The organism is Shewanella sp., assembly GCF_051658185.1.
Taxonomy (GTDB): Bacteria; Pseudomonadota; Gammaproteobacteria; order Enterobacterales; family Shewanellaceae; genus Shewanella.
Map to the genome: position 1 here is coordinate 1 of NZ_JBOFMC010000066.1, position 11943 is coordinate 11943.

An 11943-nucleotide genomic window follows, 5' to 3' on the forward strand; every position below is an offset into this window, starting at 1 on the left:
CCGTTTTTACGGCACCAACCGAGGCGGTAAAACCCATTAGTTCAGAGCTTAATGATGGGTCAAAATATGCGGTAAACCGTGGCAAACAACACTATTTTTCCCGCTATTCGCGAGGTGGGAGGGGAGGCGGCCGTAATAATCTACGATTTAACATAAGCTGTTGAGTAATTGTGATAATTTTATTGCTATGGCCAGTGTTAAGGATTTTTCTTGGAGTAAGAAGTTGTTGCGATAAGTTCTTGAGTGAATCCGGGCGTGACTATAAAATCCTATTGATATCAATAATTACCATAATTTGGTTTTTTTAAAGATAACAGTCAATCATTTTGCGACATTGTAATATGATGCGAGCCGAGCTTTTTCAATTGGGGTAAAAATTTACATGATAATAATAAAAAAGAAAAAATCACTTTCGGCAAAAGTCGCGTTGGGTATTGTTTCTATCATTGCATTGGCGTGTTCTATCGCGGGTTGGCAACTGTTTCATCATTTTTCCGATATTGCACGTTCTGAGTTAGAAAACGGCATGGCGAGTATCGTCAAGCAGCGCACCTTAAACACCCAGGGGTACTTTGCTAAGTTTCAAGCCAAAGTCGATGTATTCGCTCGTTTGCCTGCACTTGATAAATTTGCCTCACACCGCACGACGATTTCAGAGGTCGATCAGGATCCCTTGTTCAATGAGTTGGATGCGTTAATTAAGGAAATGAATCGCCACGATCCACAGCTCTTTAGCCTGTTTTACGCGGTAGGTGATACTGGAGAATATTTCGACAAGTCAGGCCGTTACCACGATCCAAACACAAACTTGAAAGCGCGCTTTTGGTGGAGCAAAAGTGAGAAAGAGCAAAGGGCTTGGGCGACGACCATGATCGACATTCGTACTGGTCAAATGAACGGTTCAATCTATATGCCGATTTATGAGGGCAGCCATCTAGCTTACATTGCCGGGGCAGATATCAAACTTGAGTCTTTGCAAGAGTTGCTGGTCAGTAAAACGCCCTTCGGTGAAGCAGCGAAGATGTTTGTGTTTGACGATGAAGGCAAAATAATCCTGTTCTCAGGCATGACTGCGGCAGAGACTGAAAAGCTCACCTTGAGCAAGTTGGACAGCCAGCATAAAGGCTTTGCATCAGTGGCTTCGGCCAATAAAACCTTTAATACCGTTGAGTTTAACGGTGGCACTTACACAACCTATGTTGAAGCTGTGGAACTTGATCATCCAAAGTTAGATTGGCATGTGGCTATCATGGTGCCCAACGCCATTATGGATGAACAGTTATCCTCCTTGTTATGGACCGTGGTGATGGGCTCCTTGTTAGTGATTGGTGTGGTTGGGGCGACGGCGATGTTCGTTATCAATCAGTCGCTGAAGGGCGTAAACGATATTTCCGAAAGTTTGGTATCGCTGGCTCAAGGTGAGGGCGATTTAACTCAACAACTGATGGTTAATTCAGAAGATGAGGTGGGCAAACTGGCGGAAGGGTTTAACAATTACAATGCTAAGATCCGCGAACTGATTAACGAGTCAAAATTAGTCTCTGCGGATGTGAAAAGCGCGACCCATCAAGTGACCACCTCATTAGAATATGCGGCTAAAAACATGGCGAGCCAACGCGATGAACTCGCCGTTATCGCGACCGCGACCAATGAAATGGATCATGTGGTGAAAGACATCGCGCAGAATGCTGAAATTACTCGTCAAAATGTCCAAGAGGCCGAAGTTAAGGTGTCTGATGCCCGCGCGCTGGTTGAAGAAACCAGCGAACAGGTATTCAAACTTGACAGTGAACTGACCCAATCTGAGCGTGGTGTAACAGCCCTGCTTTCTGATGCCAAGCAAATCGGTGACGTATTGCAGGTGATCAAAGAAATTGCCGACCAAACCAACCTGTTGGCATTGAACGCTGCGATTGAGGCTGCGCGCGCGGGTGAGTACGGTCGCGGCTTTGCCGTGGTTGCTGATGAAGTGCGTAACTTGGCGAGCAAAACTCAACAGTCTACCTTGAGCATTCATAAAATCATTGATGGCATTCAAAGTAACACCCAAGCGGTGGCAAATACCATGGCAACAAACCGTGCGAGTGCAAACGACACCGTAAATAAAATTGCTCAGATCAGTGAAGCGCTGCTTTCTATCACGCAAGCCTTTCATTCGGTTAATTCGCAGGCCGATCAGGTTGCCTGTGCGACAGCTGAGCAGGCTGAAGCCGTGAAAGAAATTGAACGCAATGTGATGCGAGTGAACGATTTGTCGTTGACGACAGATAAGGGGCTTTCTAGCGTGGTAGAACAAGCCTCAATGCTGAATCGCAGCAGCAATGATCTGAATTTACTGTTAAGTAAATTTAAAACCTAATGAGTGAGTGGTTTACATCACTTATTTAGCCCCTCGCAGCACGGCGAGGGGAGTTTTTATTGGGCTAGGGTGGGGTTATCATTAGCATGCTTGCGCATTGGTCTAATTGGCATCGATGCGCATTGATCGATTAGGCGCATCGGTATCGTAATACGCATGGGGATTTCAGGATGCTTTAGGCATGCTGCCACCGACTGATACCCAGGGTAAATCGCTCGGTAACCGTGACAATCGATTCTGCTTGTTGGCGTTCACGTGGTGCGAGAGCGTCAGCCCCTTGTTCGGCTAACAGGTTGATTTTGGTGGCTTGTGCTTTTGATTCCACTCAGGGCATGGTCAGGTAAACATCGCCCGTAAACACCGCTTGCAAATATTATGGCGCGCCGCTTACCTTAACGTCATATCCTATCTCCCAGTAAGCGTCCCTCTGTTTAAACGCGGATATGCAGTCCATCCCCGATGGCTTTTTGTCTAAGCACAGCCGTCTTAATACAGGCGGTAATTTGCCTATTATTGATGGACTGACGTCACTGTGGCTGTTCAGGAAATGTTGTGCATCTTTAAGCGTTTTTAGTGATGCTAAGCCATGTTAGTCACCACTTTAGTCCCATTTTGGCAGCGACAATAGCCAACAATTGCGAACATATAAAACATAAAACCAGGCAAGCGCCTGGTTTTATGATGCATTTTTAACGGGTGTCAACAGCTAAAAACATTATTCAACGTTTTGGATCTGCTCGCGCATTTGCTCGATTAATACTTTGAGCTCAACGGCGGCTGAGGTGATGTCAGTGCTGATGGATTTAGAGGCAAGGGTGTTTGATTCGCGGTTAAATTCTTGCATCATAAAATCTAAGCGACGACCTTCACTGCCGCCTTTTTTGAGGATGCGGCGGGCTTCAACCACATGGGCTTCGAGGCGATCCATCTCTTCGGCGACATCTTGCTTTTGCGCCAGTAGCACCATTTCTTGCTCGATGCGCGCAGGGTCGAGTTCACCTTGGATTTCGGCAAGGCGGTTGGTGAGTTTTTCCCGTTGATATTCCATCACTTTTGGCATGTGTTGGCGCACGATGGCGATTTGCTCGCTCACGCCATCTAAGCGGCTTAACAGCATGTCTTTGATGGCGCTGCCTTCACGGCCGCGTGCTTCAATAAATTGATCGATGGCGGCGTCGAAGGCGGTGAGTAAATCAGCACCAATGGCGTCCATATCCTGTTCGGCACTCGCGAGCACGCCTGGCCAAGCGAGGATGTCGGTGAGGTTGATATCACCTTGCCCGGCCTCTTGTTTTAGCCAGTTGGCCGCCGTGAGCAACTGTTTGGCAAGGTCCTGATTGAGCTTGAGTTCGTTATTATTGTTGTCGGCCAGCTCGTAGCGCAGGTTGACTTCAACTTTGCCGCGGTTTAAGCGTTTACGTAGGCGATCGCGCAGTACGGGTTCAAAGCTGCGAAATTGCTCGGGTAAACGGAGATAGGTTTCGAGATAGCGTTGATTGACTGAGCGAATTTCCCAGGAGGCGGTGCCCCATTGTGCTTTGTGCTCGATGCGAGCGTAGGCTGTCATGCTTTGGATCATGGGTTGTCCTAATGGTGTAATCGGCATAGTGAAGCGCGATTATAGAGTCAATGGCGCAAGGTTTAAAGAGATGCGGCAAATCGGGCGGTGTCTGGGTGTGATGCGTGTGTCAGGAAATTGCCCTAGGCATGGCATCCTCGGGCGCAAGCCCCTATAATATCCAGCCAAAATTGGTCAATGACTCACAATACAGGAATCTCGCATGCGTCCAAGTAACAGAACGCCAGCACAAACTCGTCCCATTACTATCACTCGCCAGTTTACGGCTCATGCCGAAGGTTCTGTGTTAGTGGAGTTTGGCGAAACCAAAGTGCTTTGTACCGCCAGCTTTACTGAGGGTGTGCCACGTTTCCTTAAGGGTCAAGGTCAAGGCTGGGTGACGGCGGAATACGGCATGTTGCCCCGTTCGACCCATAGCCGTATGGATCGTGAGGCGGCTCGTGGTAAGCAATCTGGCCGTACCCAAGAAATTCAACGTCTTATCGGTCGTGCGCTGCGTGCGTGTGTGGATATGAAAGCGCTGGGTGAAAACACGATTGTGATCGATTGTGATGTGATCCAAGCCGACGGTGGCACCCGCACCGCATCAATTACTGGTGCGTGCGTGGCGTTAGTCGATGCGCTTAATTGGGCGCGCTCGAAGGGGATTATTAAAGCCAATCCGCTTAAATTCTTGATTGCTGCTGTGAGTGTTGGAATTTATAAGGGTGAGGCGATAAGCGATCTTGAGTATATTGAAGATAGCGCCGCTGAAACCGACATGAATGTCGTGATGACCGAAACTGGCAAGATCATTGAGATCCAAGGCACCGCCGAGGGCGAACCCTTCAGCCATGAAGAGTTAATTGAGCTTTTGGGCTTAGCGAAGAACAGTATTCGCGAAATTGTCGATGTGCAAAAAGCCGCATTAAATTGATCCCGTTGCGATAACAGCCCCGTCATGGGGCTTTTTATTGGCTTATGCGCGTGGCCCCCAAGCGGCGAATAGGCTGTAGGGCAGCGCGAGCAAGCTTAGGGTGATGGACAGCCGTTAGGCTATCCCTAGATGACCGATAAACAACTAACAATATTTCCCCGATAACAAAATAAAGCCGTAAGGAGAGAGTGTGAAAGCCTATCAACGTGAGTTTATTGAATTTGCCTTAGAGCGTCAGGTATTGCGGTTTGGTGAGTTTACCCTGAAATCGGGCCGTATCAGTCCTTACTTCTTTAATGCGGGCTTATTCAATACGGGTCGTGATTTAGCGCGGTTAGGTCGGTTTTATGCTGCGGCCTTGGTGGATTCGGGCATTGAATATGATTTGCTCTTTGGCCCGGCCTATAAAGGTATTCCGATCGCCACCACCACGGCGGTGGCCTTATGTGAACACCATGATATCGATATCCCTTACTGCTTTAACCGCAAAGAGAAAAAAGATCACGGCGAAGGCGGTAACTTGGTAGGCAGTGAGTTAAAAGGCCGAGTGATGCTGGTGGACGATGTGATCACCGCTGGGACCGCTATTCGTGAGTCGATGGAAATTATCGAGGCTCATCAGGCGCAATTGGCAGGGGTGCTGATCGCGCTGGACAGACAAGAGAAAGGCAAAGGCGAACTATCGGCTATTCAAGAGGTTGAGCGCGATTTTGGCTGCGGTATTGTCGCCATCATTAAATTGGCTGATTTAATTAGCTACCTTTCTGAAAAACCAGGAATGGAAGCTCAGCTTGCGGCGGTCAGCCGTTACCGCGAGCAATACGGGATTTAAGCTGAAGAGCCTAGAGCCTAGAGCCTAGAGCCTAGAGCCTAAAACCTAGGCTCCTAGGTGTTATTGCTGCAAAAATTCGGCGCGGGTGGCGGGATTGGATTTAAACACGCCGCCCAGTGCCGTGGTGGTGGTGGAGCTGGTGGAGTCCATCACCCCGCGGGATTTAACGCAGTAATGCACCGCATCCATTTTTACTGCCACATCTTTAGTTTCCAGCAGGGTTTGCAGCGCCACGAGCACTTGCTGTGTCAACCGTTCCTGCACCTGTGGGCGCTGGGCAAAAAAGCGCACGATACGATTAATCTTTGATAAACCGATAATTTTCTTTCTTGGTAAATATGCAATCGTCGCAGTGCCATCAATGGTCACGAGGTGATGTTCGCAGGTGCTGGTGAGGCTAATGTTTTGCACTCGCACCATTTCATCGAAGCCCATCTTATTGTCGATCACGGTGATCTTGGGGAAATTGGCATAATCTAAGCCAGAAAAGATTTCATCGACGTACATTTTGGCGATGCGGCGCGGTGTCTCTGCGAGGCTATCATCGGATAAATCCAGTGCCATTAAGGTCAGGATTTCCTTCATGTGTTGTTCAATCTTTTCTTTGCGCTCTTCACGGCTATAAGTGTTGGGGAGCATGGGGGTTTCAAGCCCACGTTCCTGCAGGGCGGCTTGTACTTTTACTGCTGCTTCACTGAGTGCCATTTTATCCTCCACTAAGACGTAGCGGCTATCATTGGAAACCGATGCAGGTACTGGTGCTCCTACCTTGCATTCATATTCGGGATGTTCTCGCAGGGCAAGAACAAGGTGGGGCAGAATAGCGCGAATTGCCGCGAATTCATACTGAAAAACGCGCGTTTAGCCGATGAAAAAGCCGATAGACTTAATCGGTATCGGCTATTTGTATGTTATTGGCTAATCTGAAATTAACTTTGCAATAGTTGATGCTGGATAAAACGCCACTGTTCATCAAAATGGGTGGTTGGCTTGAGTTTAAACTCACTGCGCACAAACTGGGCGATACGCCCCTCGGCAAAGGCGAGCAGTAAATTGGCCAAGATGGCTTCATCTAAGTTAAAGCCTTTGCCTTCTCGCAGGGTTTTTTCCCGTAATATTTGCTTTAACTGGGTTTCAATTTTGGCAAATAAGTTGCCAATACGACTGCGTAGTCGCTCGTTTTCACCGAGTAATGCATCACCATTGAGCACTCGGGAGATCCCCGGATTACGCTCGGCAAAGATCAGCAATAATTGCAGTACCAATTGACAGCGCTTCATCGTGTCTTTCTCGTCATCCATGATGAGGTTGATGCGCGACAGCAGCGACTCTTCAATAAACTCAATTAACCCTTCAAACATCCGTGCCTTACTGGGGAAATGTCGATACAGCGCCGCTTCGGAGACACCCACTTGCGCCGCGAGCTTTGCGGTGGTGATCCTTTGGCCTGGGCTGGTTTCTAGCATGTGTGCTAGACATTGCAAAATGTGTTCACGACGATTAATTTTGGGGCTTACAGCCATTGCAGTATCCTTCGCTCAATAACGATCAGAGGGTTATTTGGTGCCAGAATGGCCAAATCCACCTTCACCACGATCTGAGCTGTCGAACTCATCAACGAGTTTGAATTGCGCTTGCACCACGGGAACAAACACCAGTTGGGCGAGACGATCGCCAATCTCGAGGGTGAATGGCGTGTTGCTTCTGTTCCAACAAGAGACCATGAGCGGACCTTGATAATCCGAGTCAATAAGCCCAACCAAATTGCCAAGCACAATCCCTTGCTTATGGCCAAGGCCTGAGCGTGGCAGGATCACCGCCGCCAGCCCCGGATCGGCTACATGGATGGCAATCCCTGTGGGAATAAGCCGAGTTTCACCGGGTGCGATGGTCATGGTGGTATCTATCATGGCGCGCAGATCCATGCCAGCGCTGCCGGGGGTGGCATAGGCTGGGAGTGGAAATTCAGAGCCAATACGAGAGTCGAGGATTTTTAATTCAATGGGCGTTTTCATGTTTTTTGTTTTTCTTTCACTATCAACGAAAGTAATTGCCGTGCCAGCGTGAGTTTGTCAGTTGCAGGGAATTCTTGGTTGCCCTGTGGCCAAAACACGCGTAGTGCATTGGTATCGGCATTAAAACCGAGGCCGGCAACGGAAACGTCGTTTGCGGCGATCATATCCAAATTTTTACGTTTGAGTTTATCGCGGGCATAGGCTTCTACATCATGGGTTTCGGCGGCAAATCCTACCGTAAAAGGACGATGGGGTAGATGTGCAACCGTGGCTAAGATATCAGGATTGCGCACCAGCGCAAGTTGCATTTCTTCGGTCGCCTTTTTGATTTTGCTGCTGGCAGGCGCCTGCACCCGGTAGTCAGCAACAGCGGCGCATCCGATAAAAATGTGTTTTTTATCAACGTGTTCCAATACTGCGTCAAGCATCTCTTGCGCGGATTCTACATCGATGCGGGTCACGCCCTCAGGGGTGGGTAAATTTACCGGTCCTGAGACTAACGTCACAGCAGCGCCTAGTTGCGCGGCGGCTGTTGCCAGAGCAAAGCCCATTTTGCCGGAGCTGTGGTTGGAAATATACCTGACCGGATCGATGGCTTCCCGAGTGGGGCCAGCCGTGATCAGCACCGCTTGCCCTAATAGCGGCTTGGCGGATGTGTCATCATTGGGTGCTGCAACGGTTGGATTGGGCGCTGCAACGGCTGGCGTTGCGCTTTGGCTAAAAAATTGCTCAGCCATTATCGCGATATCCAGCGGCTCTAACATTCGCCCTGGGCCGATTTCGCCACAGGCCTGGCTGCCGTTTGCAGGGCCCCACAGCGTATATCCTCGCTCAGCAAGGCAGGCTAAATTGGCTTGGGTGGCGGCATTGCGATACATCTGTTGATTCATCGCTGGGCACAGTGCAATGGGAGCTTCGGTGGCAAGGCAGGCGGTGGTGATTAACTCATCGGCCATACCGGCCGTAAGGCGCGCGAGTAAATTCGCCGTAGCGGGAGCGATAATCACTAAATCCGCCCAGCGCGCCAGTTCAATATGGCCCATCGCCGCTTCTGCCGCCGGATCGAGCAAGCTTGAGGCGACCGGGTGCCCAGACAGCGCTTGCAGCGTTAGCGGGGTAATAAATTCCATGGCACTCTGACTCATGACGACACGAACATCACAGCCGCGCTCTTTTAAACGGCGGACTAAATCAGCGCTTTTATAGGCAGCGATGCCGCCGCCAATCCCCAGTAGAATGTTTTTATTGGTCAGACTCACAGACATTATCCGAGATTGAAATCATGCCGCCAACCATATCACAAAGCAGCGAATGTGAGTGACTATCCTAGTTCAAAAAAACTCAACCATACTCAGTAAGCTGCAATTAAGTCAGCGTGTGTAATCACAGGGAGGTGTTATGACGATAAAGGACTGGCCAACAGGAGAGGGACCAAGGGATAAGCTCTTGCAAAAGGGGGCGGCCCATTTGTCTGATGCGGAATTACTGGCGGTATTACTACGTAATGGCCTGTCGGGGCTGAATGCGGTGGATTTGGCTCGCGCCCTCATTCAAGAATTTGGCGGGCTAAGAAGCCTACTTTGTGCCCCCAAAAGTCAGGTGTGTCGACTTCCGGGCGTAGGCCCTGTAAAATACGCCCAGCTTCAAGCTGCGGCTGAATTAGCGCGGCGTGTCGCCCAAGAAAATCTGCATAGAGGTCAGGTTTTGACAAATCCCGATTTAACTCGGGACTATTTAATGAGACAATTAGCCGATCGTTCCTATGAAGTGTTCGCAATTTTGCTGCTGGATAGCCAGCATAGAGTAATTCAGTTTGTTGAATTATTCCGCGGCACCATAGATTCAGCCTCAGTGTATCCGCGTGAAGTGGTGAGCTTAGTGCTTGAAAAAAAGGCAGCTGCCGTTATAGTGTGTCACAATCATCCGTCTGGTATTGCCGAGCCCAGTCAGGCTGACAGACGAATAACTGAGCGATTAAAAAATGCGTTAGCAACCATAGACGTATCCTTGCTGGATCATATGGTTGTAGGTGATCGAGAGATAGTTTCTTTTGCGGAACGAGGCTGGATTAATTAATCTAACACTTGATCTTCACTCTGTGATCGTGTATAAAATGCGCCCTCTTTGTGCCTCGGGCGACGGCCATACGAGGTACATTAATGCTCGAGCGTTAAAATTGTTTTTGGAGAAGATTGACATGTCAAGAGTATGCCAAGTTACTGGCAAGAAGCCGATGGTTGGTAACAACCGTTCGCACGCAAAAAACGCGACCCGTCGTCGTTTTTTACCTAACCTACAAAACCACCGTTTTTGGTTAGAAGAAGAAAAGCGTTTCGTGCAGTTACGTGTATCTACTAAAGGTATCCGTCTGATCGATAAAAAAGGTATTGAAGTTGTTGTTGCTGAACTTCGTGCCCGTGGCGAGAAGGTGTAATAGATCATGGCTAAAGCTAAAGGTAATCGTGAGAAGATCAAATTAGTTTCAAGCGCTAAAACTGGTCATTTCTACACAACTGAAAAAAACAAGCGTAACATGCCAGAAAAAATGGAAATCAAAAAATTTGATCCCGTTATTCGTCAGCACGTTATCTACAAAGAAGCAAAAATCAAGTAATCTTGGTTTCCTGTTTCGAGAAAAGCCCCTTATCTAAGGGGCTTTTTTTTGCCCATTTTTTAGGAAACTGTCATCCCATTGTGACGTTGGCCGCGCACACTCTAGTCCTTTCCTGACTCTGGAAACCGCAGAAACCGCCTGATGCTGGTTATCCGGTTGGTTATTGCAATTCTAAGCACTTTAGCGTAATAAAATCGCATTTATGTGAAAATAAATTCTTTATATGTGAATTAAAATGCAATACCATACGCAAAAATTAACAAAGCATTGCAGTCATGTTGAATTAACATGGCTAGCGTCGAGATGAGGTGTAAATAACGCGTGCGTACCACTGAATTGGTTGATGGATTTCGGCATTCGGCTCCCTATGTGAATGCCCATCGAGGCAAAACCTTCGTAGTGATGCTGGGGGGGGAGGCGTTGGCGCAACCCCAATTTCGCGCCATTCTAAATGATGTGGCCTTGCTGCATAGCTTGGGCATTAAAGTGGTGCTGGTGTATGGGGCGAGACCGCAGATCGATGCCGCCTTAGCCGCCAATGGCATTGAGCCTGCTTACCATGGTGGTGTGCGCATCACCGATGAGGATTCCCTCAAAGTGATTAAGCAGGTCGCTGGCGCGTTGCAGTTTGATATCACCGCCCGTTTATCCATGAGTTTAAGTAATACGCCCATGCAGGGCGCGCAAATCAACTTAGTCAGTGGTAATTTTGTGATCGCTCAACCGCTGGGCGTCGATAATGGCGTGGATTTTTGCCTGAGCGGTAAAGTGCGGCGGATCGATGTGCAGGGCTTGAAACGGCAACTCGATAATCATTGTATCGTGTTAATGGGGCCGATCGCCGCCTCTGTGACCGGTGAGAGTTTTAACTTGACCGCGGAAGAGATCGCGACCCAAGTGGCCATTAAGCTTAAAGCCGACAAGATGATCGGTTTTAGCGCACAAAACGGCATCCTCGATCGCAATGGGGAGGTGATCGCCGAGTTAATGCCAAATGATGCGCAAAACATTCTTAATAAGCTCGCAGAGCAGGGGTCAGCTTGTATTGGTACTATGGCGTTCCTCAAAGCCAGTATTGACGCTTGTCGCAATGGGGTACCTCGTTGCCATTTGGTCAGTTACCTTGATGACGGTGCCTTACTGCAGGAGCTGTTTTCCCGCGAAGGCATTGGTACACAAATTGTGACCGAAAGCGCCGAGCGTTTACGCCGCGCCTCGATTAGCGATATTGGCGGCATTCTCAATTTGATCCGTCCGTTAGAGGAGCAGGGCGTCTTGGTGCGCCGAAGCCGTGAGCAGCTTGAGATTGAAATCGAGCAGTTTATGTTGATTGAGCGTGATGGCTTAGTGATTGGCTGTGCGGCGCTGTATCCCTTTGAAGAGGATCACGCTGGGGAGTTTGCCTGCCTTGTGGTGCATCCTGATTATCGCGATGCTGATCGTGGCAGTTTACTGCTTAAAAACATTATCGGTCAGGCCCGTAGCCGCGGTTACTCCCGCTTGTTTGCGTTAACAACCCGCAGCATTCACTGGTTTTTAGAGCACGGCTTTGTGATTGAAGATGTGGATGCGTTGCCGCAGAAGAAAAAGCAGCTGTATAACTACCAGCGCCGCTCCAAAATTCTCGC

At 48.9% G+C, this 11943-nt stretch carries 12 protein-coding genes; 7 read left to right on the top strand and 5 right to left on the bottom strand.

All coding sequences use genetic code 11. From position 1 onward, the window contains the following. Positions 1–382: 382 nt before the first annotated feature. A complete protein-coding gene (locus tag ACRCZA_RS02795) occupies positions 383–2359 on the top strand; it encodes a methyl-accepting chemotaxis protein (RefSeq protein WP_438672966.1) in 1977 nt (658 codons plus the stop codon). A gap of 715 nt (positions 2360–3074) precedes the next feature. Here ACRCZA_RS02795 and ACRCZA_RS02800 read toward each other — a convergent pair. Beyond that, positions 3075–3938 (bottom strand): YicC/YloC family endoribonuclease, encoded by an 864-nt coding sequence (locus tag ACRCZA_RS02800; protein ID WP_438672967.1) that lies wholly within the window; start codon positions 3936–3938, stop codon positions 3075–3077. Between the two features lie 202 nt (positions 3939–4140). Here ACRCZA_RS02800 and rph point away from each other — a divergent pair, with 202 nt between their 5' ends. Further along, positions 4141–4854 (top strand): ribonuclease PH, encoded by a 714-nt coding sequence (rph, locus tag ACRCZA_RS02805; protein ID WP_438672968.1) that lies wholly within the window; start codon positions 4141–4143, stop codon positions 4852–4854. Between the two features lie 190 nt (positions 4855–5044). After that, positions 5045–5686, top strand: a complete 642-nt coding sequence (gene pyrE / locus ACRCZA_RS02810; protein ID WP_438672969.1) for an orotate phosphoribosyltransferase — start codon at positions 5045–5047, stop codon at positions 5684–5686. A gap of 60 nt (positions 5687–5746) precedes the next feature. On the opposite strand, the gene folE is transcribed toward pyrE, so the two are convergent. From folE to coaBC, 4 genes are all read right to left on the bottom strand, one after another. After that, entirely contained in the window at positions 5747–6391 is a 645-nt protein-coding gene (gene folE / locus ACRCZA_RS02815; RefSeq protein WP_438672970.1) for a GTP cyclohydrolase I FolE, read from the bottom strand. Positions 6392–6615: 224 nt separating this feature from the next. Further along, on the bottom strand, positions 6616–7209 hold the full coding sequence (gene slmA, locus ACRCZA_RS02820; RefSeq protein ID WP_438672971.1) for a nucleoid occlusion factor SlmA: 594 nt from the start codon (positions 7207–7209) through the stop codon (positions 6616–6618). Between the two features lie 33 nt (positions 7210–7242). Beyond that, positions 7243–7701 (bottom strand): dUTP diphosphatase, encoded by a 459-nt coding sequence (gene dut, locus ACRCZA_RS02825; RefSeq protein ID WP_438672972.1) that lies wholly within the window; start codon positions 7699–7701, stop codon positions 7243–7245. Next, entirely contained in the window at positions 7698–8969 is a 1272-nt protein-coding gene (coaBC, locus tag ACRCZA_RS02830; RefSeq protein WP_438672974.1) for a bifunctional phosphopantothenoylcysteine decarboxylase/phosphopantothenate--cysteine ligase CoaBC, read from the bottom strand. Before coaBC ends, dut begins: the two co-directional genes overlap by 4 nt. A 130-nt stretch (positions 8970–9099) precedes the next feature. Between coaBC and radC the strand changes: the two genes are divergently transcribed. The 4 genes from radC to argA form a co-directional block, all read left to right on the top strand. Further along, positions 9100–9777, top strand: coding sequence for a RadC family protein (gene radC, locus ACRCZA_RS02835; RefSeq protein WP_047534447.1), 678 nt, complete (start codon positions 9100–9102; stop codon positions 9775–9777). A gap of 121 nt (positions 9778–9898) precedes the next feature. Further along, a complete protein-coding gene (rpmB, locus tag ACRCZA_RS02840) occupies positions 9899–10135 on the top strand; it encodes a 50S ribosomal protein L28 (RefSeq protein WP_006079870.1) in 237 nt (78 codons plus the stop codon). A gap of 6 nt (positions 10136–10141) precedes the next feature. Continuing rightward, positions 10142–10315: a 50S ribosomal protein L33 gene (gene rpmG / locus ACRCZA_RS02845; RefSeq protein WP_007651290.1), complete on the top strand. Its 174-nt coding sequence runs from the start codon at positions 10142–10144 to the stop codon at positions 10313–10315. A gap of 321 nt (positions 10316–10636) precedes the next feature. Next, positions 10637–11943: amino-acid N-acetyltransferase (gene argA / locus ACRCZA_RS02850; RefSeq protein ID WP_438672973.1), on the top strand; the 1307-nt coding region annotated here is incomplete at its 3' end.

Bases quoted from the DNA above. Each gene is read 5' to 3' on its own strand.
- ACRCZA_RS02795 (WP_438672966.1), top strand. From the start codon at position 383: ATGATAATAATAAAAAAGAAAAAATCACTTTCGGCAAAAGTCGCGTTG.
- ACRCZA_RS02800 (WP_438672967.1), bottom strand. From the start codon at position 3,938: ATGATCCAAAGCATGACAGCCTACGCTCGCATCGAGCACAAAGCACAA.
- rph (WP_438672968.1), top strand. From the start codon at position 4,141: ATGCGTCCAAGTAACAGAACGCCAGCACAAACTCGTCCCATTACTATC.
- folE (WP_438672970.1), bottom strand. From the start codon at position 6,391: ATGGCACTCAGTGAAGCAGCAGTAAAAGTACAAGCCGCCCTGCAGGAA.
- slmA (WP_438672971.1), bottom strand. From the start codon at position 7,209: ATGGCTGTAAGCCCCAAAATTAATCGTCGTGAACACATTTTGCAATGT.
- dut (WP_438672972.1), bottom strand. From the start codon at position 7,701: ATGAAAACGCCCATTGAATTAAAAATCCTCGACTCTCGTATTGGCTCT.
- radC (WP_047534447.1), top strand. From the start codon at position 9,100: ATGACGATAAAGGACTGGCCAACAGGAGAGGGACCAAGGGATAAGCTC.
- rpmB (WP_006079870.1), top strand. From the start codon at position 9,899: ATGTCAAGAGTATGCCAAGTTACTGGCAAGAAGCCGATGGTTGGTAAC.
- rpmG (WP_007651290.1), top strand. From the start codon at position 10,142: ATGGCTAAAGCTAAAGGTAATCGTGAGAAGATCAAATTAGTTTCAAGC.